Annotated in this window: 19 protein-coding genes; 14 read left to right on the top strand and 5 right to left on the bottom strand. The window is 43.3% G+C overall.

All coding sequences use genetic code 11. The features are described 5' to 3' along the window. Positions 1–24 precede the first annotated feature (24 nt). Entirely contained in the window at positions 25–603 is a 579-nt protein-coding gene (locus I2I04_RS11555) for a peptidylprolyl isomerase (protein ID WP_143257863.1), read from the bottom strand. 480 nt (positions 604–1,083) lie between these two features. Between I2I04_RS11555 and ilvD the strand changes: the two genes are divergently transcribed. From ilvD to I2I04_RS11585, 6 genes are all read left to right on the top strand, one after another. Next, positions 1,084–2,883 carry a dihydroxy-acid dehydratase gene (gene ilvD, locus I2I04_RS11560; protein WP_195471063.1) on the top strand — a complete coding sequence of 600 codons (1,800 nt, stop codon included), beginning with the start codon at positions 1,084–1,086 and terminating at the stop codon, positions 2,881–2,883. 108 nt (positions 2,884–2,991) lie between these two features. Further along, positions 2,992–4,686, top strand: coding sequence for a biosynthetic-type acetolactate synthase large subunit (ilvB, locus tag I2I04_RS11565; protein WP_143257865.1), 1,695 nt, complete (start codon positions 2,992–2,994; stop codon positions 4,684–4,686). Between the two features lie 56 nt (positions 4,687–4,742). Continuing rightward, positions 4,743–5,300 (top strand): acetolactate synthase small subunit, encoded by a 558-nt coding sequence (ilvN, locus tag I2I04_RS11570; protein WP_143257866.1) that lies wholly within the window; start codon positions 4,743–4,745, stop codon positions 5,298–5,300. Between the two features lie 5 nt (positions 5,301–5,305). Then, the gene (locus tag I2I04_RS11575) at positions 5,306–6,049 is read left to right on the top strand and encodes an acyl-[acyl-carrier-protein] thioesterase (protein ID WP_195655074.1); all 744 of its coding nucleotides are present in this window, start codon (positions 5,306–5,308) and stop codon (positions 6,047–6,049) included. Positions 6,050–6,116: 67 nt separating this feature from the next. Then, on the top strand, positions 6,117–7,160 hold the full coding sequence (gene ilvC, locus I2I04_RS11580; RefSeq protein ID WP_143257868.1) for a ketol-acid reductoisomerase: 1,044 nt from the start codon (positions 6,117–6,119) through the stop codon (positions 7,158–7,160). A gap of 192 nt (positions 7,161–7,352) precedes the next feature. Further along, positions 7,353–9,317: an LruC domain-containing protein gene (locus I2I04_RS11585; RefSeq protein WP_195655075.1), complete on the top strand. Its 1,965-nt coding sequence runs from the start codon at positions 7,353–7,355 to the stop codon at positions 9,315–9,317. Between the two features lie 133 nt (positions 9,318–9,450). Here the strand turns inward: I2I04_RS11585 and I2I04_RS11590 are convergent, their stop codons facing one another. Further along, positions 9,451–11,337 carry an AAA domain-containing protein gene (locus I2I04_RS11590; RefSeq protein WP_195471059.1) on the bottom strand — a complete coding sequence of 629 codons (1,887 nt, stop codon included), beginning with the start codon at positions 11,335–11,337 and terminating at the stop codon, positions 9,451–9,453. 213 nt (positions 11,338–11,550) lie between these two features. Between I2I04_RS11590 and I2I04_RS11595 the strand changes: the two genes are divergently transcribed. The 6 genes from I2I04_RS11595 to I2I04_RS11620 all read left to right on the top strand — a co-directional run bounded on the left by I2I04_RS11595 (position 11,551) and on the right by I2I04_RS11620 (position 19,436). After that, entirely contained in the window at positions 11,551–13,794 is a 2,244-nt protein-coding gene (locus I2I04_RS11595) for an aconitate hydratase (protein ID WP_143257870.1), read from the top strand. A 3-nt stretch (positions 13,795–13,797) separates the two neighbouring features. Then, positions 13,798–14,994, top strand: a complete 1,197-nt coding sequence (gene icd, locus I2I04_RS11600) for an NADP-dependent isocitrate dehydrogenase (protein ID WP_195655076.1) — start codon at positions 13,798–13,800, stop codon at positions 14,992–14,994. 20 nt (positions 14,995–15,014) lie between these two features. Then, positions 15,015–16,358 carry a citrate/2-methylcitrate synthase gene (locus tag I2I04_RS11605; protein ID WP_008650283.1) on the top strand — a complete coding sequence of 448 codons (1,344 nt, stop codon included), beginning with the start codon at positions 15,015–15,017 and terminating at the stop codon, positions 16,356–16,358. A gap of 193 nt (positions 16,359–16,551) precedes the next feature. Beyond that, entirely contained in the window at positions 16,552–17,313 is a 762-nt protein-coding gene (locus tag I2I04_RS11610) for a DUF1295 domain-containing protein (protein ID WP_008650284.1), read from the top strand. Between the two features lie 51 nt (positions 17,314–17,364). Beyond that, positions 17,365–18,588 (top strand): NADH:flavin oxidoreductase, encoded by a 1,224-nt coding sequence (locus I2I04_RS11615; protein WP_195655077.1) that lies wholly within the window; start codon positions 17,365–17,367, stop codon positions 18,586–18,588. Continuing rightward, positions 18,585–19,436, top strand: a complete 852-nt coding sequence (locus I2I04_RS11620) for an SDR family oxidoreductase (protein WP_143257873.1) — start codon at positions 18,585–18,587, stop codon at positions 19,434–19,436. Before I2I04_RS11615 ends, I2I04_RS11620 begins: the two co-directional genes overlap by 4 nt. Positions 19,437–20,184: 748 nt before the next feature. On the opposite strand, the gene pfkA is transcribed toward I2I04_RS11620, so the two are convergent. The 3 genes from pfkA to cmk all read right to left on the bottom strand — a co-directional run bounded on the left by pfkA (position 20,185) and on the right by cmk (position 23,078). Next, complete coding sequence (pfkA, locus tag I2I04_RS11625; protein ID WP_143257874.1) at positions 20,185–21,165, bottom strand: 6-phosphofructokinase; 981 nt, start codon at positions 21,163–21,165, stop codon at positions 20,185–20,187. A gap of 201 nt (positions 21,166–21,366) precedes the next feature. Beyond that, complete coding sequence (locus I2I04_RS11630) at positions 21,367–22,236, bottom strand: 4-hydroxy-3-methylbut-2-enyl diphosphate reductase (protein ID WP_143257875.1); 870 nt, start codon at positions 22,234–22,236, stop codon at positions 21,367–21,369. Positions 22,237–22,244: 8 nt separating this feature from the next. Further along, positions 22,245–23,078: a (d)CMP kinase gene (gene cmk, locus I2I04_RS11635; RefSeq protein ID WP_185911535.1), complete on the bottom strand. Its 834-nt coding sequence runs from the start codon at positions 23,076–23,078 to the stop codon at positions 22,245–22,247. A gap of 69 nt (positions 23,079–23,147) precedes the next feature. Here cmk and I2I04_RS11640 point away from each other — a divergent pair, with 69 nt between their 5' ends. Next, positions 23,148–23,831 carry an energy transducer TonB gene (locus I2I04_RS11640; protein ID WP_004321840.1) on the top strand — a complete coding sequence of 228 codons (684 nt, stop codon included), beginning with the start codon at positions 23,148–23,150 and terminating at the stop codon, positions 23,829–23,831. A 68-nt stretch (positions 23,832–23,899) separates the two neighbouring features. After that, entirely contained in the window at positions 23,900–24,874 is a 975-nt protein-coding gene (locus I2I04_RS11645) for a polyprenyl synthetase family protein (RefSeq protein WP_143257877.1), read from the top strand. The last annotated feature ends 13 nt before the right edge of the window (positions 24,875–24,887 follow it).

Raw genomic sequence — 24,887 nt, forward strand, 5'->3', positions numbered from 1 at the left:
AATACTTTATACTTAATACTTCAATTAATGACAGTGTCCGCCTTCGCAACCGCAGTCGTCGCCACAGCCATCACCGCAGCTGTCGCATCCGCAACTGCAACCACCTTCGCCACTCATCATTTTCACAAGTTCCTGGATTTCTTCGTTGGTAGCAGGACGGCTTTCCAGTATTTCACCTTCGAAAATCAGGTCGGCACCAGCCAACGGGTGATTGAGGTCAACTACTACAACATCCGGTTTGATTTCTACTACGCTGGCATTTACGCGCTGACCGTCTCCTGTCATCAAAGGTACGATGTTACCTTCTTTAATACGTTCGCTGTCAAATTTGCCATCTATTTCAAAGATATTTTTGGGGAGGTCAATAACGTGTTGTTCGTCATATTGTCCGTAAGCCTTATCTGCCGGAATGGTAAAATCAAATTTATCACCTTTAGAAAGAGCCGTTATCTGATTTTCGAAATCTTCGAGTGTTGTTCCTAATCCTGAAATGAATTGAAAGGGATGTTCTGCTTTTGCTTCTTCGAACAACTCTTTTTCACCATCTTCCATTGTATATAGTTTGTATGCAACGGTAATGTACTTGTTTTCTACTGTTTCCATCTGATATTTTTTGTTTCTGATTAATAATTCCCGTAAATACGGGTCTGCAAAGATACGAATTATTTGCTTGTGGTCCGGTATGGGGAGAGTAAATTTCAGATTATTAAGTGCTTTTGTCAGAAAAAGAAAGTGAGGTGTACAGTTAGATAATAGTTGTAAATTCAACCTTTAAGTGATAAAATAGAGAAATAATACCTCTCTTTTCTTACAATTATTAGCTTTTAAGTGATTTTTTTCTTCGATTTGTTTGGATATAATAAAAAAGCCCTTACCTTTGCAGCACGAAAATAAAGAAAAGAAGATATGAATATGTTACATACATCTATTAACCTAGCAGTCTTGCATATTATTCGCGTCGTGGTGGTCCCATCAAGAGCGTGAGAAAGGTTTTGTGTTGTATGTGTTCGTACCATAAAAGATAGAATTTAGAGCCTTTCTCACTTGTGTGAGGAAGGCTCTTTAATTAAAAGATAGATTGAAATGAAAAAGCAATTACGCAGTTCGTTTAGTACACAAGGCCGTCGGATGGCGGGAGCCCGTGCATTGTGGGCGGCCAACGGCATGAAGAAGAATCAGATGGGTAAACCCATTATCGCTATCGTCAATTCGTTCACACAGTTTGTCCCGGGGCATGTACACCTACATGAAATCGGTCAGCTGGTGAAGGCGGAGATTGAGAAGCTGGGATGCTTCGCTGCGGAATTCAATACAATAGCTATCGACGATGGTATAGCAATGGGACATGACGGTATGCTTTACTCGCTTCCTTCACGTGACATCATTGCAGACAGTGTAGAATATATGGTTAATGCGCACAAGGCAGATGCAATGGTATGTATCAGCAATTGCGATAAGATCACTCCCGGAATGTTGATGGCGGCTATGCGTCTGAATATTCCTGCCGTATTTGTATCGGGTGGTCCGATGGAAGCCGGAGAATGGAATGGCCAGCACTTGGATTTGATCGATGCGATGATTAAATCGGCGGACGAAAGTGTTAGCGATCAGGAAGTAGCGAATATCGAGCAAAATGCTTGCCCTACTTGCGGATGCTGCTCCGGTATGTTTACTGCCAACTCGATGAACTGCCTGAATGAAGCAATCGGACTGGCTCTTCCCGGAAATGGAACCATTGTAGCGACACACGAAAACCGTACGCAGCTTTTCAAAGACGCCGCGGAACTGATCGTGAAAAATGCAAAATTATATTATGAAGAAGGAGACGAAAGTGTACTTCCCCGTAGCATCGCTACCCGTCAGGCTTTCCTGAACGCCATGACGCTGGATATAGCAATGGGTGGTTCTACCAATACGGTTCTTCATCTGTTAGCTGTTGCACACGAAGCAGAGGTAGACTTTAAGATGGATGATATTGATATGCTTTCCCGCAAGACTCCTTGTCTCTGCAAGGTGGCTCCCAATACACAGAAATATCATATTCAAGATGTAAACCGTGCCGGTGGTATCATTGCCATTATGGACGAACTGGCAAAGGGCGGTTTGATAGATACATCCGTTCGCCGGGTAGACGGAATGTCACTGGCAGAAGCCATTAATGAATATTCAATCACCAGCCCGAATGTGAGCGAAAAAGCAATTAAGAAATATTCGAGCGCAGCCGGAAATAAATTTAATCTCGTACTTGGTTCACAAGGTATGTACTATAAGGAACTGGATAAGGACCGTGCAAACGGATGTATCCGTGACTTGGAACATGCTTACAGCAAAGATGGCGGACTGGCCGTATTGAAAGGCAATATTGCTCAAGACGGTTGTGTAGTAAAAACAGCAGGTGTAGACGAAAGTATCTGGAAATTTACCGGACCTGCCAAAGTATTTGATTCTCAGGAAGCGGCTTGTGAAGGCATCCTTGGAGGCCGAGTAGTCAGTGGTGACGTCGTCGTCATTACGCACGAAGGTCCGAAGGGTGGTCCCGGTATGCAGGAAATGCTTTATCCTACCTCTTATATAAAATCCCGTCATCTCGGAAAAGAATGTGCTTTGATTACCGACGGACGTTTCAGTGGTGGAACTTCCGGATTGAGTATCGGACATATTTCTCCTGAAGCGGCAGCTGGAGGTAATATCGGAAAAATTATGGATGGAGACATTATCGAAATCGATATTCCGGCCCGGAAGATTAACGTGCGACTAACGGATGAAGAACTGGCGGCCCGTCCGATGACTCCTGTCACTCGTGACCGTTATGTACCGAAGAGCCTGAAGGCGTATGCCAGCATGGTAAGCTCTGCCGATAAGGGAGCAGTGAGAATAATTTAATAAGTAGGCGATTTACGATTGAACGATTGGAATTGGATTTGGTATCAATCGGTTAGATCGTTTTATAGGTTACTTCAATCGTAAATAGTAAATAGTCAAATCGTAAATATGAAAGATTTAATAACAGGTGCAGAGGCTCTGATGCGTTCCTTGGAACATCAGGGAGTGACTACCATCTTTGGTTATCCCGGTGGCTCTATTATGCCGGTATTCGATGCCTTGTACGATCATCAAAATATATTGAACCATATCTTGGTTCGTCACGAACAGGGAGCAGCTCATGCGGCACAGGGTTATGCCCGTGTATCGGGTGAAGTAGGTGTTTGCCTGGTGACGAGCGGTCCCGGAGCAACCAATACGGTAACAGGCATTGCAGATGCGATGATTGATAGTACGCCTATCGTAGTGATTGCCGGACAGGTAGGAACAGGCTTTCTCGGAACAGATGCTTTTCAGGAAGTTGACTTGGTAGGTATCACGCAGCCGATCGCAAAATGGAGTTATCAGATCCGCCGTGCGGAAGATGTAGCTTGGGCGGTAGCACGTGCGTTTTACATTGCCCGTAGTGGTCGTCCCGGTCCGGTGGTACTGGACTTTGCCAAGAATGCGCAAGTAGAGAAAACGAAATACGAACCGACGAAAGTCGATTTTATCCGTAGTTATGTTCCTGTTCCCGACACGGACGAGGAGTCTGTACAGGCTGCTGCCGAACTGATTAATAACGCCGAACGTCCGCTTGTATTGGTGGGACAGGGCGTTGAATTGGGAAATGCACAGGGCGAGTTACGTGAGTTTATCGAAAAAGCGGATATGCCTGCGGGCTGTACGCTGCTCGGACTTTCGGCTTTGCCGACAGAACATCCGCTGAATAAAGGTATGTTGGGTATGCACGGCAATCTGGGGCCGAATATCAATACCAATAAATGCGATGTACTGATTGCTGTCGGTATGCGTTTTGACGACCGTGTGACCGGTAATTTGGCTACTTATGCCAAACAGGCAAAAGTGATTCACTTTGATATCGATCCTGCGGAAGTTAATAAGAATGTAAAGGTAGATGTAGCTGTATTGGGAGATTGTAAGGAAACGTTGGCTTCTGTGACGAAACTCCTGAAAAAGAAAACTCATACCGAATGGATTGATAGCTTCAAAGAATATGAGAAAGTAGAGGAGGAAAAAGTAATCCGTCCCGAACTTCATCCTGCAACAAACTCTTTGAGTATGGGGGAAGTGGTACGTGCGGTAAGTGACGCTACTCACCATGAAGCTGTTTTGGTCACAGATGTAGGTCAAAATCAGATGATATCTGCACGCTACTTTAAATATACGAAAGAACGTAGTATCATTACTTCCGGAGGACTTGGAACAATGGGCTTCGGTCTTCCCGCAGCTATCGGGGCAACTTTCGGAGCACCGGAACGTACCGTATGCGTATTTATGGGAGATGGCGGACTGCAAATGAATATTCAGGAATTGGGTACGATTATGGAGCAGAAAGCTCCGGTGAAGATTATCTGTCTGAACAATAATTACCTCGGAAACGTACGTCAGTGGCAAGCTATGTTTTTCAACCGTCGCTATTCGTTTACCCCGATGTTGAATCCGGATTATATGAAAGTGGCCTCGGCTTATGATATTCCTTCCAAGCGTGTTTTCACTCGTGAAGAACTGAAGGAAGCTATTGCTGAAATGCTTGCAACGGACGGTCCGTTCCTGCTCGAAGCCTGCGTGGTGGAAGAAGGCAATGTTTTACCGATGACTCCTCCGGGCGGTTCGGTAAACCAGATGTTGCTGGAGTGCTAGGAGAGGTTGAGAGTTGAGAATGGAAGATTGAAAGTTCGCAATTTAAATTTAGGATTATGAGTGATAAGACATTATATACGATAATAGTTCATTCCGAAAATATAGCCGGTTTGCTGAATCAGGTAACTGCTGTATTTACCCGTCGGCAAATAAATATTGAGAGTCTGAATGTATCTGCTTCTTCTATTAAAGGTGTACATAAGTATACGATAACAGCCTGGACTGATAAGGACACCATTGAGAAGGTAGTGAAACAGATCGAAAAGAAAATCGATGTGATACAGGCACATTATTTCACCGAGGACGAAATTTATTTCCACGAGATTGCATTATATAAGGTGTCTACTCCTGCTTTTCAGGAGAATCCGGAAGCATCCAAGCTCATCCGTAGATACAATGCCCGTGTAGTGGAAGTCAATCCGGTATTTTCTATTGTCGAGAAAAATGGAATGAGCGAAGATATAACCTCGCTCTATGGTGAACTGAAGGCTTTGAATTGTGTTTTGCAGTTTGTTCGTTCGGGACGTGTAGCGATTACTACCAGTTGCTTTGAACGGGTGAACGAGTTTCTCGATGGGCGGGAAGCTATGTATAACCAAAGTAAAAACCAATAAGAATAATGAGTGAAGAAAATAGAATAGGAACTTATCAGTTTGTGGCAGAACCGTTTCATGTAGACTTCAACGGACGTCTGACCATGGGTGTACTGGGAAATCATCTGCTGAATTGTGCAGGTTTTCACGCCAATGACCGTGGCTTTGGTATTGCAACGCTGAATGAGGATAATTACACATGGGTGCTTTCACGTCTGGCCATTGAGCTGGATGAAATGCCTTATCAGTATGAGAATTTCTCTGTTCAGACGTGGGTGGAAAATGTCTACCGCCTGTTTACGGACCGTAATTTTGCTATCATTGATAAGGATGGGAAGAAGATTGGTTACGCACGTTCCGTATGGGCAATGATTAATCTTAATACCCGCAAGCCGGCCGATTTGTTGACCTTGCACGGAGGAAGTATCGTAGACTATGTCTGTGATGAACCTTGCCCTATTGAAAAGCCTTCACGCATCAAAGTGACAAGCGATCAGCCGATAGCTACTCTGACGGCAAAATACAGTGATATAGATATCAATGGTCATGTGAACAGCATCCGTTACATCGAGCATATCCTTGATTTGTTTCCGATTGAACTGTATAAGACCAAACGTATCCGTCGTTTTGAAATGGCATATGTGGCCGAAAGTTATTTTGGCGATGAACTCTCTTTCTTCTGCGATGAAGTGAGCGCAAACGAGTTTCACGTAGAAGTGAAGAAGAATGGTAACGAAGTTGTTTGCCGCTCGAAAGTGATATTTGAATAAATGTGAGAATATAAAATCAATTAATAACGGATGGCGTAAGTCATCAAAAACTAAAAACAAAAAGAAAATGGCACAGTTGAATTTTGGAGGTACTACTGAAACTGTAGTAATCCGTGACGAATTTCCATTGGAAAAAGCTCGTGAAGTATTGAAAAATGAAACAATCGCTGTAATCGGTTATGGCGTACAGGGGCCTGGACAGGCACTGAACTTACGTGATAACGGTTTCAATGTAATCGTTGGTCAACGTGAAGGAAAAACATACGACAAAGCAGTTGCAGACGGATGGGTGCCGGGTGAAACTTTATTCGGCATCGAAGAAGCTTGCGAGAAAGGTACTATTGTAATGTGCCTGCTGTCTGACGCAGCAGTAATGTCAGTATGGCCTACTATCAAGCCTTACCTGACTGCCGGAAAAGCTCTTTATTTCTCACACGGCTTTGCTATCACTTGGAACGACCGTACAGGCGTAGTTCCTCCTGCTGATATCGACGTCATCATGGTTGCTCCTAAAGGTTCAGGTACATCTTTGCGTACTATGTTCCTCGAAGGACGTGGCTTGAACTCTTCTTATGCTATCTATCAGGATGTTACAGGCAAGGCTTACGAAAGAACCATCGCGCTGGGTATCGGTATCGGTTCCGGTTATCTGTTCGAAACAACTTTCCAACGTGAAGCTACTTCTGACTTGACAGGTGAACGTGGTTCATTGATGGGGGCTATCCAAGGTTTGCTGTTGGCACAGTACGAAGTATTGCGTGAAAACGGTCATACTCCTTCTGAAGCATTCAATGAAACAGTGGAAGAACTGACGCAGTCATTGATGCCGTTGTTCGCAAAGAACGGTATGGATTGGATGTACGCTAACTGTTCTACTACTGCTCAGCGTGGTGCTCTTGATTGGATGGGCCCATTCCACGATGCTGTCAAGCCGGTAGTTGAAAAATTATATAACAGTGTGAAGACTGGTAACGAAGCACAGATTTCTATCGACAGTAATTCACAGCCTGATTATCGTGAAAAATTGAACGAAGAGCTCCGTCAATTGCGTGAAAGCGAAATGTGGCAGACGGCTGTTACTGTTCGTAAACTTCGTCCGGAGAATAATTAATTGGACTAGATTATACAAGTTTTAAAAGAAGGAGAGGGCTTTTTTGCTTTCTCCTTTTTTTATTAATAAGGTATTTAGAAATGGGTAGGTGAAGCTTGCAGAAACTTTTTTTTGAAAAATATATCAATAATGTGACTAAAATATGCAAGTTTATGTTTATATTTGTACCATCAAATAAAATAAACGAAAAGTATGAGGAAATTTAACTTACCCCAAAGAATGATCAGCTTAGCTAAATTAGCTTGTGCTATTAGTGTTGTTTCTGTAGCTTTCTCAAGCTGTTTACAGAAAGATGTATATGATCCTGCGAATTCAGGAGATAAAGAAGAGGAAGTTACTTTAGATAACTATTTCGACTTTGCCACTACTAAGAATATTCAATTGAATATTGATTATGGAAAGGAATGTCCCCAAGCATATTTTGAGGTTTATGCTGAAAATCCGCTTTCTTATGTGGCAGAAGGCGGTCAGATTATAAAGAAAGCAGGGGTGTCACATATTGCAACTGGATTTACAGATGCACAAGGATGTTATATCAAGCCGGCTTCTTTCCCGACAGCAGTTTCAGAAGTTTATATTTATTCTCCGGATTTTGGTGTTCCGACTTTAGCCAAAACAGCAGTTGTCGGTTCGGACGTCAGTGCTAAAATTACCTTTGAAAATGCTCTTGATGTAACTGCCATGGAGTCTTCGACGAGAAGTACGCAAACAAGGGCTTCAGTACAATTTATTACAGATGTAATCCCAAATGTATTAGGAACCTGGAATGCAACAACAGGTAGACCTGACTATTTGGATCCTACCAAGGTAATCGACATAGATGCAACGCTTAAGAGCTATATAACAGGATATTTCCCGGAAGGAAAAAATAATGTAGGACCTTTAGTTACTGATAATGCTGATATTCTGATAAAAGAAGATGCTAATGTTGTTATCAACTATTTTGGAGGAAATACAGGTGCGCAAAGTGTGTTTGCTTATTATTGTTATTCGGAAAATGCTAGTGTTGATGAAATGAAGAAAGCTACAAAACACGCATGTGTCATTTTCCCTAATGCACATAAAAGTGGTTTGGATGCTTATAGTGGGGTTGCAGTGAATTTGAAATTTATAAATGAGGCTGGTAGCTTTCCAGATAAAGAACCGGAACGTATCCCGGCAGGTACGAAGATTGGTTTCTTGATTTGGAATGATGGATGGAGAAATGTTAGGGCTGATGGAAAAATGTTCTATTCGACCAAATCTTTGAATAGTGACAACATTTCTCACACTGCAATTTTTGCAGCAAAAAATAAAGCAGGTGACACAGTTAATGTAATTACGATGGAAGACTGGAAAAGTGGAGAAAATGACTATAATGATGTTGCTTTCGTCATCTCTTCTAATCCTATTGATGCTATTAAAGTACCAGAGGTTCCAAATCCGGGTGATCGGGAAGGGACAGAAAAGTATTCTGGAGTGCTTGGTTTTGAAGATAACTGGCCGGAACAAGGAGATTATGACTTGAATGATGTGGTCATGAAATATCAGTCAAGCGTTGATTATAATATAGATAATAAGGTTCTTAATATTATTGATAAATTCACATTATCTTGGACAGGAGCTAACTATAAGAATTCATTTGCTTATGAAGTACCTTTCGATTTGAGTAAAGCCTCTAAAGTTACGGTTAATGGTAGTGAAACTTCTTCCTATTCAGGTAATGTGATTACTTTATTCAAAGATGCCAAAGCCGAATTGGGAGTATCCAATGTGAATGCGGAAGATATGATTAATCAGAATATTCAAGAAAAGACATATACGGTATCCATACAATTTAATAACCCTGCTCTTGATAAATCAGTAGTGGTAGCTCCTTATAACCCCTTTATAAAGGTTTTCAACTCTGCCACAGAAGTCCATCTGACAGATCATAGGCCGACCACTGATGCGAATAATCGTTTCCCTTCCGGAGCTGATATTTCTCGTGGTGATGTAGATGGTACCTATTTCATTTGCAAGGATGGTTTCCCGTTTGCTATTCATGTAGACGCACGTTTGGACGCTTCTATTTTGAATTTAGATCTTAAAAAGGAGAAACAGCGCATTGACAAAACATATCCTAAATTTGCAGAATGGGCAAAAACGCGTGATCCGCAAATAAAATGGTGGAAATAGTTGGAGCGCATTGGAATAATCGACTATCTTTGAGGATGAAAAATTAAGAATAGTAAAATATTGTTTGTTTTGTTTGTGTTAAATGAAGTTTGGTTTCGTGAGAAAGTGGATTTTGTCAAGAGGAGGATTATTTTTAATCCTCCTTTTTAATGAATAACATCAATCTTTTATAGAAAGGATGCTTGGTAAGGGTGGAGGCATCTCCTAATATAACAAGTTTCATTCGTGCCCGTGTAATCGCTACATTCATTCTTCGCAAGTCATTTAGAAATCCGATTTGTCCGTCTTCATTGGCACGTACGAGACTGATGAAAATAACGTCTCGCTCCTGTCCCTGAAAGCCGTCTACCGTATTCACGGTGATGAGACTGCGGAAAGGACGTAAAAAGCTGCTCCCTTTTATTTTTCCTCTCAAATATTGCACTTGTGCCTTGTATGGCGAAATCAGACCGAAATCAATTCTTTCATCCAATATCCGTTCTTTGCCGATACGCTCGATGTAAGCTTCCAGTTCTTGCAGTAGTAGGTTAGCTTCCTGTTTATTGATGCGTCCGAAGCTTTCGCCTACAAAATCTTCGTGAAAGTCCATCTCTGAAGTATCGATCCAGTTCATGGGAGTGTCGAAATCAAGAATCCCCCGATAGCGTACTTCCGGAGCCGCCTCCAGTTCTCCATGATAGAACCAGTCGGAGGGAAACTGCATGATGGCTTCATGCATTCTGTACTGTACTTTTAATAGAGAGACCGCAGAAGGCTTTTGTTGAACCACTTTTTCCATTAACGTATGATCCAATCCTCCACGGGAAGCTTCTATACATTTGATAGTTGGCGGAAGCTGACAATGATCTCCTGCAAGGATGACCCGGTCTGCTTTGCGGATAGCGATCCAGCAGGCTGCTTCGAGGGCTTGTGCAGCTTCGTCGATGAATAAAGTCGGAAAACGACGTCCGTTGAGCAGGCGGTGGTTGCTGCTGACCAGGGTAGAAGCAATTACGCGGGCATTGTCGAAGAGATCGGCATTGATTTGTATTTCCAACTCCGTAGCGCGGTCGCGGAGACGGCTCATGCGATTACGCATTCCTTCCCGTTCAGAATAACTACCCCGGCGCATCCGGCTTCCCATTTCGCGGATAGATTTGCGGATTCCCCAAAGTTCCGGATAGGCCGGATGGCTTTCAAACCGGCGTTCGTAGGTAGATGAAAGCATTTTGTCGTTGACTCGGGTCGGATTTCCAATGCGGAGCACGGGTACTCCCCGGTCTACCAGTTTCTCACAAATCCAGTCGACAGCCGTGTTGCTTTGCGCACAGACAAGCACTTGTGGCTCCCGGTGTAATGTTTCGTAAATCGCTTCGACAAGAGTCGTTGTCTTCCCGGTTCCCGGAGGACCGTGAACAATAGATACGTCACGCGTACAAAGCACCTTGTTGACTGCTGTTTCCTGTGTACTGTTCAGCCATGGAAAACGGACAGGATATAATTCGCGGAATCCCGGTTTTTGAGTACCCAGCAAAGTGTCGCGCAGTTCCGCCAGGCGGTTGTCTTTGGCGCGTATCGTGTCTTCCAATGCCTCAAACATGGCTCGGTACGATGTCTCGTCAAAATAAAGTTGTACCCCTAGTATACCGTCAGTTTGCAGTTCCGTTAAAGCTCCCGCTCCGGGAAGTACTACGACCATTCGTTCCTCGTCGGCAAAGCTGACGGTAGCGATGAAATCCATATATTTCACTTTTCCTTCGAATGACTGGTGGAAAAAGCAAACTGGACGGCCAAACTCAAAGGAATGCTCTATTTCTTTATTTTCGGTCCGTGTAATATCTATTACAAGTTGATTCAGCGAATTGTAGTAACTTCGGCCAAGAGAGACAGGATACCAGCAGAGACCACGTTTCACTTTACGGGCAACGCCCATTGTTTCGGTCTGCCGCTTAAATTCTTCCTTCTCATATTCGTACTCCATCCGCAGGAGGAGTTGCTGTTGCTGAAGGTCTATAATTGGACTTTTCGGATTATTACTCATTAGTAACTGGTTATATATTTACGATTAGACGGTGTACGATGTATGACTGAAATTAGTATTGTAAAATAACTGTGCATATATATGATTTCGTACTTGACTGGGCGCAAAGGTAACAAATCTTCGTTCCGGGTAGAAAAAATATTTCATTTTGTTAAACATTACTTGAACGCCGTTCGTTATTTTTATAGATAGACTCCAAAAAGATAAAGCAATATGGTATATGATGTGACTATGTTAGAAGCTTTCTACACTGCTTATAAAGGAAAGGTAGAACACGTACGGGCTATATTGAAACGCCCTTTGACGTTGGCCGAGAAGATTTTGTATGCTCATCTGTATGATGTAGCCGATTTAAAAGATTACAAACGGGGGGAGGATTATGTGAATTTCCGTCCCGACCGTGTGGCTATGCAGGATGCGACTGCACAGATGGCTTTGCTTCAATTTATGAATGCAGGCAAGGATCAAGTGGCTGTCCCCTCAACAGTGCATTGCGATCACTTGATACAGGCGTATAAAGGTGCAAAGGCGGATATTGCTACGGCAAGATTGACTAATGAAGAAGTATATGATTTTCTCCGCGATGTATCCTCCCGTTATGGCATTGGCTTCTGGAAACCGGGAGCAGGAATTATCCATCAGGTAGTACTCGAAAACTATGCTTTCCCCGGCGGTATGATGGTGGGAACAGACTCTCATACTCCTAATGCAGGCGGACTGGGTATGGTAGCCATCGGTGTCGGTGGCGCGGATGCCGTGGATGTGATGACAGGAATGGAATGGGAGCTGAAAATGCCGAAGATTATCGGTGTCCGTCTGACCGGAAAGCTAAGTGGGTGGACCTCTCCGAAAGACGTGATCCTGAAACTGGCAGGCATCCTTACCGTAAAAGGAGGAACGAATGCTATTATCGAATATTTTGGTCCCGGAACCGAATCCCTTTCTGCTACCGGGAAAGCTACCATTTGCAATATGGGTGCTGAAGTAGGAGCTACTACCTCTTTATTCCCGTTTGACGGACGCATGGCTACTTATTTGAGAGCTACCGGAAGAAATTGTGTAGTCGATTGGGCTGAATCTGTTGATGCAGACCTTCGTGCAGATGACATAGTGACCGATGAACCATCCAAATATTACGACCGTGTAATTGAAATTGACTTGTCGGAACTCGAACCTTATATAAACGGACCGTTTACACCGGATGCTGCTACTCCTATCTCTGAATTTGCAGAAAAAGTGTTACTGAACGGCTACCCCCGTAAAATGGAGGTGGGCTTGATAGGCTCATGTACCAATTCTTCTTATCAGGATTTGAGCCGTGCAGCTTCTCTGGCAAAGCAGGTGACAGAAAAGAATTTGAGCGTCGCTGCTCCGCTGATTGTCAATCCGGGTTCGGAGCAAATCCGGGCTACTGCCGAAAGAGACGGTATGATTGAAGCTTTTGAACGGCTGGGAGCCACGATTATGGCAAATGCTTGTGGACCTTGTATCGGTCAATGGAAACGTGAGACGGACGATCCGACACGGAAAAACTCAATCGTCACCTCTTTCAACCGTAATTTTGCCAAACGCGCTGACGGTAATCCGAATACCTATGCGTTTGTAGCTTCTCCGGAACTAACGATGGCGTTAACGATTGCCGGTGATCTTTGCTTCAATCCGTTGAAAGACAGATTGGTGAATCATGACGGAGAAAAAGTGAAACTCTCCGAGCCTGTAGGAGATGAACTCCCTTTGAAAGGTTTTGAACAGGGAAATGAGGGATATATCGCCCCACATGGAGCAAAAACGGAAATCAAGGTAAAACCGGATTCTCAACGTCTCCAGCTTCTGACCCCTTTCCCGGCATGGGACGGACAGGACCTGCTGAACATGCCTTTATTGATTAAAGCACAGGGCAAATGTACTACCGACCATATCTCTATGGCAGGTCCGTGGCTCCGCTTCCGAGGACATTTGGAGAATATTTCCGACAATATGCTGATGGGAGCTGTCAATGCTTTTAACGGTGAAACGAACAATGTTTGGAATCGTTCAACAAATACTTATGGAACAGTTTCCGGTACGGCAAAGATGTATAAATCCGAAGGTATTCCCTCTATTGTTGTTGCCGAAGAGAATTATGGAGAAGGTTCCAGCCGTGAACATGCAGCCATGGAACCACGCTTCCTCAATGTACGTGTCATTTTGGCTAAGAGTTTTGCCCGTATCCACGAAACGAACCTGAAAAAACAAGGAATGCTTGCTCTTACTTTTATAGATAAAGCAGATTATGACAAAATTCGGGAGCACGATCTTCTATCCGTATTAGGTTTAGTTCATTTTGCGCCGGGGCGCAATCTGACGATTGTTCTTCATCACGAAGATGGAACGAAAGAAAGTTTTGAAGTGCAACATACATATAATGAACAGCAGATAGCCTGGTTCCGTGCCGGTTCTGCCTTAAATGCAAGATAAAAAATGAACAAAATAACTATGCAAGCAGATGGTACGTTGTTGGTGCCCGATGTGCCTACAGTACCTTATATTACCGGCGATGGAGTAGGAGCCGAAGTAACTCCTGCCATGCAAGCCGTAGTGGACGCAGCTATCCGGAAAGCCTATGGTGGCAAACGTCGTATCGAATGGAAAGAAATGTTGGCGGGAGAACGTGCCTTCAATGCGACTGGTTCCTGGTTGCCGGATGAAACGATGGAAACCTTTCAGGAATACCTGGTAGGAATCAAGGGTCCGTTGACTACTCCTGTCGGAGGTGGAATCCGTTCGTTGAACGTAGCATTGCGTCAGACACTTGATTTATACGTCTGTCTTCGTCCGGTTCGTTGGTATCAGGGAGTACAGTCGCCTGTCAAATCACCGGAGAAAGTGAATATGTGCGTGTTCCGTGAAAATACGGAAGATATTTATGCGGGTATCGAATGGGAAGCCGGAACTCCGGAAGCTGAAAAGTTCTATCAATTCCTGAAAGACGAAATGGGGGTGACAAAAGTCCGTTTCCCGGAGACCTCTTCTTTCGGTGTGAAACCTGTATCACGTGAGGGTACGGAGCGTCTTGTGCGTGCTGCCTGCCAGTATGCGCTCGACCATCATTTGCCTTCCGTAACGCTGGTGCATAAAGGGAATATTATGAAGTTTACCGAAGGTGGTTTCAAAAAATGGGGCTACGAGTTGGCACAACGTGAATTTGGCGATGCTTTGGCAGATGGCAGACTGGTGATAAAAGATTGCATTGCGGATGCTTTCTTGCAAAATACACTCCTGATTCCCGAAGAATATTCCGTGATAGCTACCTTAAACCTCAACGGAGACTACGTTTCCGACCAATTGGCGGCTATGGTAGGCGGTATCGGTATCGCTCCGGGAGCAAATATCAACTACCAGACAGGCCATGCCATCTTTGAAGCGACTCATGGAACAGCCCCCAATATTGCGGGAAAAGATGTGGTGAACCCTTGTTCTATTATCCTTTCGGCAGTAATGATGCTCGAATATTTTGACTGGAAAGAAGCGGCTGCTCTGATAGAGAAAGCCTTGGAACAAAGCTTCCTGGACGCTCGCGCTACACACGATTTAGCCCGTTTTATGCCGAATGGAACCTCCCTCTCTACTTCCGCTTTCACTCGTGAGATCGTGGAAAGAATTGAAAAACAAAAGTAACGAATAAAAAACGAAGAAAGATGAAAAAAGAGTACTTGATTTACAAGCTTTCCGAGGAAATGAAGGAAGCTACCCGGATTGATACAGAATTGTTCTCCAAGTTTGATGTGAAGCGTGGATTGCGTAATGAAGACGGCACAGGTGTATTGGTAGGTTTAACCAGAATCGGTAATGTAGTAGGCTATGAACGTGTTCCGGGCGGTGGACTGAAGCCCATACCGGGAAAATTGTTCTATCGCGGTTATGATGTGGAAGATATTTCTCATGCCATTATCAAAGAGAAACGCTTTGGTTTTGAAGAAGTGGCTTACCTGCTGCTTTCCGGACGTCTGCCGGATAAAGAAGAACTGCTTTCTTTCCGTGAGTTGATTAACGACAATATGCCGTTGGAACAGAAAACGAAAATGAACATCATCGAGTTGGAAGGAAACAACATCATGAATATTCTTTCACGCAGTGTACTCGAAATGTATCGTTTTGACGCAAATGCGGATGATACTTCCCGGGATAACCTGATGCGTCAGAGTATTGAACTGATTTCGAAATTCCCCACTATCATCGCTTATGCTTATAATATGCTTCGTCATGCTACTTTCGGACGTTCTCTGCATATCCGCCATCCGCAGGAAAAGCTCTCTATTGCCGAGAATTTCCTGTATATGCTGAAAAAAGACTATACCGAACTGGATGCACGCACCCTCGATTTGTTGCTGATTCTTCAGGCAGAGCATGGTGGTGGTAATAACTCCACTTTCACCGTTCGCGTTACTTCTTCTACCGGAACAGATACTTATTCGGCCATCGCCGCAGGTATCGGTTCGCTGAAAGGCCCGCTTCATGGAGGTGCCAATATTCAGGTTGCCGACATGTTCCACCATCTGAAAGAGAATATCAAGGACTGGACAAGTGTCGATGAAATAGACACTTACTTCACCCGAATGTTGAACAAAGAAGTGTATAACAAGACCGGACTGATCTATGGTATAGGACATGCCGTTTATACCATTTCCGACCCTCGTGCTCTTCTATTGAAAGAACTGGCTCGCGACCTTGCCCGTGAAAAAGGCAGAGAAAGCGAATTTGCTTTTCTCGAACTGTTGGAAGAACGTGCCATCGCTACTTTCGGACGTGTTAAAAACAATGGAAAGACAGTATCCAGCAATATCGACTTCTATTCGGGCTTCGTTTATGAAATGATCGGTTTGCCGCAGGAAATCTTCACCCCTCTGTTTGCCATGGCGCGTATCGTAGGCTGGTGTGCACACCGCAATGAAGAATTGACCTTCGACGGTAAACGGATTATCCGCCCGGCTTATAAGAATGTGCTTGATGATTTGGCTTATATTCCAATTAAGAAACGCTGATAAGAACAAATCCTTTTATTGAATAGATAAGTAATCCCGGATGTGTGTCTGATCATTTCAGGTATGCATCCGGGAAATTTTACATTTTCTCCTTTTTTATGTTCGTAAAAGAATGTACTTCAGATTCTTTCTATTTTTTGTATCGTCGTTTATCTCATTTTTGTTATTTTTGCGTGTTACAAAATAGATCGATATGAGTATAGATGCTTTTAATCTGTTTCTGGGTGTGATGAGCCTGATTGCTTTGCTTGTTTTTATCTCCCTTTACTTTGTGAAAGCCGGATATGGTATTTTCCGCACGGCATCGTGGGGTGTAGCTATCTCCAATAAACTAGCCTGGATATTGATGGAAGCTCCGGTTTTCGTGGTGATGTGCGTGATGTGGATATATTCCGAACGTAGGTTCGAGCCGGTGATCTTTACTTTCTTCCTCTTCTTTCAAATCCACTATTTTCAGCGTGCTTTCATTTTCCCACTGTTGCTGACTGGGAAAAGTAAGATGCCGCTGGCAATCATGTCGATGGGAGTTCTTTTTAATCTGCTGAATGGCTATATGCAAGGAAAATGGATCTTTTATCTTGCTCCCGAAACGATGTATCAATCCGGTTGGTTCACTTCGCCGTGGTTTATTATAGGCACACTGCTCTTTTTCACAGGTATGTTGTTGAACTGGCATTCGGATTATATCATCCGCCATTTGCGCAAACCGGGAGATACCCGGCATTATCTGCCTCAAAAAGGGATGTACCGTTATGTCACTTCCGCCAACTATTTCGGTGAGATAGTAGAATGGGCAGGTTGGGCGATACTCACTTGTTCACTTTCCGGCCTGGTCTTCCTTTGGTGGACGATTGCTAACCTTGTTCCCCGTGCCAACGCTATTTGGTGCCGTTATCGCGAAGAATTCGGAGACGCAGTGGGAGAACGGAAACGAGTGTTTCCTTTCCTTTATTAGGGACGCTCTTCATCACGATTTACATATGACTTAAATAAAATATCAACTACTATGGAATCTAAACTTTTTAGCCCGGTCACCTTTGGCCCTTTGACGCTGCGGAATCGAACGATCCGTTCGGCAGCTTTTGAGAGCATGTGTCCGGAGAATACTCCCACGCAGATGTTGCTGGATTACCATCGGTCGGTAGCTGCGGGGGGAGTGGGTATGACAACAGTGGCTTATGCTGCCGTGACACAAAGCGGACTTTCTTTCGACCGTCAGTTGTGGTTGCGCCCGTCCATTATTCCCCGTTTACATGAACTGACAAAAGCTGTGCACGATGAAGGTGCCGCAGTAGGTATACAAATCGGGCATTGTGGAAATATGTCCCATAGAAATATTTGTGGTGTCACTCCTATATCCGCATCTTCGGGTTTCAATCTCTATTCTCCTACGTTTGTGCGTGGAATGGAAAAAAAGGAGTTGCCGGAAATGGCGCAAGCGTATGGAAATGCAGTCAATCTGGCGCGGAAAGCCGGGTTTGACGCCGTTGAAGTACATGCGGGACACGGTTATTTGATAAGTCAATTCTTGTCTCCCTACACCAATCACCGGAAAGATGAATATGGCGGTTCGCTCGAAAACCGGATGCGTTTTATGGATATGGTGATGGAAGAAGTGATGAAAGCGGCAGGCAGTGATATGGCAGTTTTCGTAAAAATGAATATGCGTGACGGCTTCAAAGGAGGAATGGAGGTAGACGAATCCATACAAGTGGCTAAACGTCTGCTGGAACTTGGTGCTCATGGGTTGGTGTTGAGTGGCGGTTTTGTCAGCAAAGCACCGATGTATGTGATGAGAGGTGCCATGCCGATTCGTTCGATGTCTTACTATATGAATTGCTGGTGGCTGAAATATGGAGTCCGTATGTTTGGCAAATGGATGATACCTTCTGTGCCCTTCAAAGAGGCCTATTTCCTTGAAGATGCACTGAAGTTCCGTGCGGCTCTTCCGGATGCGCCGTTGATTTATGTCGGTGGTCTTGTTTCCCGTCAGAAAATAGATGAAGTGCTCGATTCCGGTTTTGATGCCGTGCAGATGGCGAGAGCGTTGCTGAACGAACCGGGTTTTGTGAACCGTATGAAACAAGAGGAACAAGCACGTTGCAACTGTGGACACAGTAATTATTGTATAGGTCGTATGTATACGATAGAAATGGCTTGTCATCAACATTTGAAAGAACAATTACCTTCCTCTTTACAAAAGGAGATTGATAAACTAGAGAAAAAATGAGTGAAATGAGATGGGCAATCATTACCGGTGCGGACGGAGGAATGGGGACAGAAATAACACGTGCCGTAGCCAAAGCCGGTTATCGAATCATTATGGCTTGTTATCACCCGAAGAAAGCGGAGATTGTTCGTGAACGTTTGAGCAAGGAAACCGGAAACCCGAATTTGGAAGTAATAGCTATCGATTTATCTTCTATGCAATCCGTAGTTGCTTTTGCCAATCAAATTTTAGAAAGGAATCTTCCCATCGCTTTGCTGATGAATAATGCCGGAACGATGGAGACAGGCTTTCATACCACTTCCGACGGATTCGAACGAACGGTAAGCGTGAACTATATGGGGCCTTATCTGCTTACCCGGAAACTGATTCCGCTGATGGTGCGTGGAGCGCGTATCGTAAATATGGTTTCCTGTACATACGCAATCGGCAGGCTCGATTTCCCTGATTTTCTTCACAGGGGGAAAACGGGAACGTTTTGGCGCATTCCTGTCTACAGTAACACGAAGTTGGCTTTATTGTTGTTTACTTTCGAACTTTCCGAGCAACTTCGAGAGAAGGGGATTACCGTCAATGCTGCCGATCCGGGAATTGTTTCTACTGATATCATCACTATGCACAAGTGGTTCGATCCGTTGACGGATATCTTTTTCCGTCCTTTTATCCGTAAACCGAAGAAGGGGGCTTCTACGGCAATCGGTTTACTGTTGGACGAAAAGGAAACAGGAGTGACAGGACAATTATACGTCAATAACCACCGGAAAAAATTATCCGATACATACGTTAATCATGTGAAGAAAGAGCAATTGTGGGAGATAACGGAGCGTGCATTGGCAAGTTGGCTGAAGTAGGGTTTCTTTTTTTTATTTAAATTATCCAGTATTTACTGATATATAGGTATTATACATATCTATATTTCATTTTTGTTGTCTTATTTTTACTAATAAGCAGTCGTGGAGAACAGTCTAACCAGAACAGTGAATCTAAAAATAAAAACTGGAATGGAACGCTGAAGATGAATTACCATATCGGACAGGCGCATACGTTTACTTTCAGTCATGTAATCAGTGATTTTTCTTAAGAATCACAACTTACATCGTTCATATTTCTTAGTCGTAAGGAAGCATTTGCTTTCCCGCCTTAGAAACTCCAGTTTCAACGGTTGAAACTCTGGTTTCAATTACTAGAAACTCTAGTGCCACACGTTTGAAACTAAAGTTTCTCCAGCTTGGAAACTATTGTTTCTCACCTATGAAACTCTAGTTTCTCCTTGCTGAAACTAAAGTTTCAAGCTGTAGAAACTAATTTAGAACTTTGTTCGGTGATAACAAAGATGCTGTCACCGTGCTATCACAGGTTGCTGTCACATTATAGTGTGCTTATAGTCAAATGTTTAAATACAAACAGGTGACAGATGACAGCAAATTTTCATTTTTTAATTCTCTAGTGAAATATTGTGAGATTATATTTCGGCTCAAATCAGTATAGTATTGAATAAATGAAAGAAGAGCGGTGAATGACTGGTAAATCTCTTGTTCATCCACCGCTCTTTATCTTGATTACATATCGATATAAGCTGATCTCCTAAAAATAATAAGATTAGATTGAAAGCTCTTTCAATACAGTGACAAGATCTCTCTTGATCGGTTTGTCATTTTTAATAGCCTTGCTGAACGGTACGTAAACGATTTCATCATGTTCGATTCCAATCATTACATTACGTTGATCTTCCATAATAGCATCAATAGCAGCAGCACCGAGGCGGCTTGCCAAGATACGGTCGTGGGCAGTCGGGCTACCACCACGTTGCAGGTGACCTAAGATCGTCACGCGTACATCGTATTGCGGGTATTCGTTTTTCACACGTTCGGCATAATGCATGGCTCCTCCGGTCAGTTCGCTTTCGGCTACCAATACAATACTACTGTTTTTTGATTTACGGAATCCGTTCTTGATAAACTCTTCCAGTTGGTCGACTTCCGTACTGAATTCCGGAATAATAGCAGCTTCCGCTCCCGAAGCAATCGCTCCGTTCAGTGCAAGGAAACCGGCGTCACGTCCCATCACTTCTACGAAGAACAAACGTTCATGCGAAGTGGCCGTGTCACGTATCTTATCCACAGCATCCAATATTGTATTTAATGCAGTATCATATCCGATGGTAGTATCTGTACCGTAAAGGTCATTATCAATAGTTCCCGGCAGTCCGATACACGGAACATCAAATTCCTGTGCAAAGATGCGTGCGCCTGTCAGTGAACCGTCTCCACCAATGACAACCAAGGCATCAATGCCTTCTTTTTTCATATTGTCATAAGCCACTTGACGACCTTCAGGGGTCATGAACTCTTTACAGCGGGCTGTTTTCAGGATAGTACCACCCAACTGGATGATATTACTAACATTCTGACTCTTAAATTCTTTGATTTCACCTGTGACCAGACCTTTATAGCCTCTGTATATACCTTTGACTTGCAATCCATTATAGATAGCTGCACGTGTCACTGCACGTATAGCAGCGTTCATTCCCGGAGCATCACCTCCGGAGGTCAAAATTCCGATACACTTAACTGTTCCCATATAACAATCTCTCATTAATTAGTTTGACGCGGCAAATGTACAATAAAAAGTTGAAAGCAGTGGTTATGAAGTTTTTTTTCGTATGAAGAAAACATTAAAAATGTTCAAATAGCCTCTTTTTGCTTTCTTTTTATTCATTCGTGTTACTTTGCCGTTTTTTTCTTATATTGCTTTGCTATTATTCTTTTATGAATAAAGCAGTTATTCTTTGATAAGCGTCCGAATATGATTGTAAATCTTCTCCATCAACCATTTCGGAGTAGAAGTCGCCCCACATACGCCAATCGATTTTACATTTTGAAGAAGAGAAGGATCGATTTCTTTCTCGTTATCTATCAAATGTGAATTGGCATTCACCTTCAAACATTCTTCAAACAGCATCTTCCCGTTCGAACTCTTTTTGCCGCTGACGAAGAAAATCAAATCGTGTGTAGCCGCAAACTCCCGGAGCTTAGGCATTCGGTTGGCAACCTGGCGGCAGATAGTGTCATAATATTCGAAAGTCGCCTCCGGTGAAATATGTTGTTTGAAGTATTCTACAATTTCCTGAAACTCATCCAGTGACTTGGTCGTCTGCGAGAAAAGGCGGATACTTTTGTTTAAATCCAGCTTTTTGGCTTCTTCTGCCTTTTCGATCACAATTGCTTTTCCGTCTGTCTGCCCCACCAGCCCCAGTACTTCAGCGTGTCCGCTCTTGCCGTAGATGACAATTTGTTTTTCTTCGTCACTGTCTGCCAGATAGTCTTGTCTGATGCGTTTCTGCAAACGTAATACAACCGGACAGGTCGCGTCGATAATCTCGATATTATTTTCACGGGCAATCATATAAGTTTCCGGTGGCTCTCCATGCGCCCGGAGCAATACTTTAGCATTCTTCAATTGCTTGAATTCTTCCCGGTTGATCGTGATTAATCCCATCGTTTTCAGCCTGTCCACTTCACGGCTATTGTGCACGATGTCTCCAAGGCAATAGAGTGTTTCTCCCTTTGCCAACTCTTCTTCTGCCTTATGAATGGCTGTCACCACACCAAAGCAGAAGCCGGAATCTTCGTCTATCTCTACCTTGATCATAAAACAAACTATTTACTTACCTTATTAAATTGTTCGAAAAGCCATTCTTTTTGCTCTTCAATCGATAGGTTGGTATTATCCAGGAGTAACGCATCTTCTGCTTTGCGCAGCGGACTAACTTCCCGGTGCTGATCTATATAATCCCGTTGTTTCACATTTTCCAGAATCTCGTCGAAGCTGGCTTCCTGCCCCTTTGCTTTCAGCTCGTCGTAACGGCGTTGAGCACGGATTTCGGGAGTGGCGGTTACGAATATTTTCAGTTCCGCATCCGGGAAAACAGTGGTACCTATGTCCCGGCCATCCATGACAATCCCCTTCTCATTTCCCATTGCCTGTTGTTGAGCTACCATTGCTTCACGTACGAAGTCGAGCGTACTGATAGGGCTCACTTTGGAAGAAACCTCCATCGAACGGATTTTGTTCTCTACATTCACGCCGTTGAGATAAGTGTCGGGACGTCCGGTTTCTTTATTTAGCCGGAACGATATATGAATGTTCTTAATTTCTTTTTTTAGCCTCTCCGTATCGATAACGTCTCCGTCGAAAATTCCATTTTCTATACTATATAAAGTGACCGCACGATACATGGCTCCGCTGTCAATGTAAATGTAGCCCACTTCACGGGCCAGATCTTTAGCCATTGTGCTTTTTCCGCAAGAGGAAAAACCATCGATTGCAATTGTTATCTTTTTCATATTCAGTTCATCTGATTTGTCCGCCAAAGATACGGTAAATTTGAAAATCAACCATAAGTTTGCCGTTAAAAGGAGCAAGACAAGTATGAAAGAATTAAAAAAGTTAAAAAGCCGGATAAAAAGAGGTAAAGAGAGGAATGAATACATGAAAATGTACTATATTTGCCCGGAGACACATGAAAGGACACTTTTTTTAATCATTATATTAATAAATTTATGGAAGTTAAAAAATCACCCAAAGCAGACCTGGAAGGCAAGAAGTCTACATGGTTGCTCGTTGGTTACGTGGTAGTTCTAGCTTTCATGTTCGTGGCGTTCGAATGGACCCAGCGTGACGTGAAGATTGATACAAGCCAGGCAGTAGCTGATGTCGTGTTTGAAGAGGAAATCATTCCTATTACCGAAACCCCTGAACAAGCAGCTCCACCACCACCTGAAGCTCCAAAAGTAGCAGAATTGCTGGAGATTGTGGATGATAAAGCTGATATTGAGGAAACAACAACTATTATCAATGAAGATAATCAAGCTCGTGTAGAAGTAAAATATGTGCCTGTACAAGTTGTTGAAGAAGAACCGGAAGAACAGACTATTTTCGAGGTTGTAGAAAACATGCCGGACTTCCCGGGCGGACAAGCAGCTTTGATGCAATATCTGGCAAAGAATATTAAATATCCGACTATCGCACAGGAAAACGGAACTCAAGGACGTGTTATTGTACAGTTCGTTGTTAACAAAGACGGTAGTATCGTGGATGCGAAGGTTGTACGTAGTGTTGACCCGTATCTGGATAAAGAAGCCCTCCGTGTGATTAACACCATGCCGAAGTGGAAACCAGGTATGCAGCGCGGAAAACCGGTACGTGTTAAATTTACGGTTCCTGTGATGTTTAGATTGCAGTAATTTGTAATAATATAAATTAGGAGGCTGCTTTCGGCAGCCTCTTTTTATTCATTAATTTTTTATTCATCATGTTTACAGCTTCTCAATTACTTGATAAGATAAATAATCATATTTCTGAAATTCAGTTTACCCGGACGCCGAAAGGACTTTATGAACCGATTGAATATATCCTTTCTTTGGGTGGGAAGCGGATACGTCCTGTATTAATGTTGATGGGATATAACTTGTATCGGGAGGATATTGCGTCTATATACGATCCTGCCACAGCAATCGAAGTTTATCACAATCACACCTTGTTGCATGATGATTTGATGGATCGTTCAGATGTGCGCAGAGGGAAGCCTACCGTACATAAAGTTTGGAACGATAATACAGCTGTTCTTTCAGGAGATGCTATGTTGATTCTGGCATTTCGCTATATGACGGGATGTCCGCAGGAACATCTGAAAGAAGTGATGGATTTATTCAGTTTGACTACACTTGAGATCTGTGAAGGGCAGCAACTGGATATGGAATTTGAGTCTCGCTGTGATGTTACAGAAGACGAATACATTGAAATGATTCGTTTGAAAACTGCGGTGTTGCTTGCGGCTAGTCTTAAAATCGGTGCAATTTTGGCAGGAGCGACTGCTGAAGATGCAGAGAATCTTTATAATTTTGGAATGCATATCGGAGTTGCATTCCAGTTGCAGGATGATTTGTTGGATGTATACGGTGATCCGAAAGTATTTGGTAAGAAGATAGGTGGAGATATCCTCTGCAATAAAAAAACATATATGCTTATCAAAGCACTGAATCGTGCGGATGAAAAGCAGCATATAGAATTGAATCGTTGGTTGAATACGGAAACTTCTCAGCCTTCTGAAAAAATAGAAGCGGTAACTGAAATCTATAATCAGTTGAATATCCGCAATGTCTGCGAAAACAAAATGCGCGAATATTATACGCTTGCTATGGAGAGTTTGGCAGCGGTGGCTGTTGCAGAAGACAGAAAAAAAGAACTGAAGAATCTGGTGAAATTATTAATGTATCGTGAAATGTAGTTAACGACTAAAG

The sequence above is a fragment of the Bacteroides sp. 1001136B_160425_E2 genome (assembly GCF_015559655.1).
Taxonomy (GTDB): Bacteria; Bacteroidota; Bacteroidia; order Bacteroidales; family Bacteroidaceae; genus Bacteroides; species Bacteroides luhongzhouii.

Excerpts from the sequence above, each read along its gene's own strand:
- I2I04_RS11555 (WP_143257863.1), bottom strand. The coding sequence starts at position 603 with ATGGAAACAGTAGAAAACAAGTACATTACCGTTGCATACAAACTATAT.
- ilvD (WP_195471063.1), top strand. The coding sequence starts at position 1,084 with ATGAAAAAGCAATTACGCAGTTCGTTTAGTACACAAGGCCGTCGGATG.
- ilvB (WP_143257865.1), top strand. The coding sequence starts at position 2,992 with ATGAAAGATTTAATAACAGGTGCAGAGGCTCTGATGCGTTCCTTGGAA.
- ilvN (WP_143257866.1), top strand. The coding sequence starts at position 4,743 with ATGAGTGATAAGACATTATATACGATAATAGTTCATTCCGAAAATATA.
- I2I04_RS11575 (WP_195655074.1), top strand. The coding sequence starts at position 5,306 with ATGAGTGAAGAAAATAGAATAGGAACTTATCAGTTTGTGGCAGAACCG.
- ilvC (WP_143257868.1), top strand. The coding sequence starts at position 6,117 with ATGGCACAGTTGAATTTTGGAGGTACTACTGAAACTGTAGTAATCCGT.
- I2I04_RS11585 (WP_195655075.1), top strand. The coding sequence starts at position 7,353 with ATGAGGAAATTTAACTTACCCCAAAGAATGATCAGCTTAGCTAAATTA.
- I2I04_RS11590 (WP_195471059.1), bottom strand. The coding sequence starts at position 11,337 with ATGAGTAATAATCCGAAAAGTCCAATTATAGACCTTCAGCAACAGCAA.
- I2I04_RS11595 (WP_143257870.1), top strand. The coding sequence starts at position 11,551 with ATGGTATATGATGTGACTATGTTAGAAGCTTTCTACACTGCTTATAAA.
- icd (WP_195655076.1), top strand. The coding sequence starts at position 13,798 with ATGAACAAAATAACTATGCAAGCAGATGGTACGTTGTTGGTGCCCGAT.
- I2I04_RS11605 (WP_008650283.1), top strand. The coding sequence starts at position 15,015 with ATGAAAAAAGAGTACTTGATTTACAAGCTTTCCGAGGAAATGAAGGAA.
- I2I04_RS11610 (WP_008650284.1), top strand. The coding sequence starts at position 16,552 with ATGAGTATAGATGCTTTTAATCTGTTTCTGGGTGTGATGAGCCTGATT.
- I2I04_RS11615 (WP_195655077.1), top strand. The coding sequence starts at position 17,365 with ATGGAATCTAAACTTTTTAGCCCGGTCACCTTTGGCCCTTTGACGCTG.
- I2I04_RS11620 (WP_143257873.1), top strand. The coding sequence starts at position 18,585 with ATGAGTGAAATGAGATGGGCAATCATTACCGGTGCGGACGGAGGAATG.
- pfkA (WP_143257874.1), bottom strand. The coding sequence starts at position 21,165 with ATGGGAACAGTTAAGTGTATCGGAATTTTGACCTCCGGAGGTGATGCT.
- I2I04_RS11630 (WP_143257875.1), bottom strand. The coding sequence starts at position 22,236 with ATGATCAAGGTAGAGATAGACGAAGATTCCGGCTTCTGCTTTGGTGTG.
- cmk (WP_185911535.1), bottom strand. The coding sequence starts at position 23,078 with ATGTATTCATTCCTCTCTTTACCTCTTTTTATCCGGCTTTTTAACTTT.
- I2I04_RS11640 (WP_004321840.1), top strand. The coding sequence starts at position 23,148 with ATGGAAGTTAAAAAATCACCCAAAGCAGACCTGGAAGGCAAGAAGTCT.
- I2I04_RS11645 (WP_143257877.1), top strand. The coding sequence starts at position 23,900 with ATGTTTACAGCTTCTCAATTACTTGATAAGATAAATAATCATATTTCT.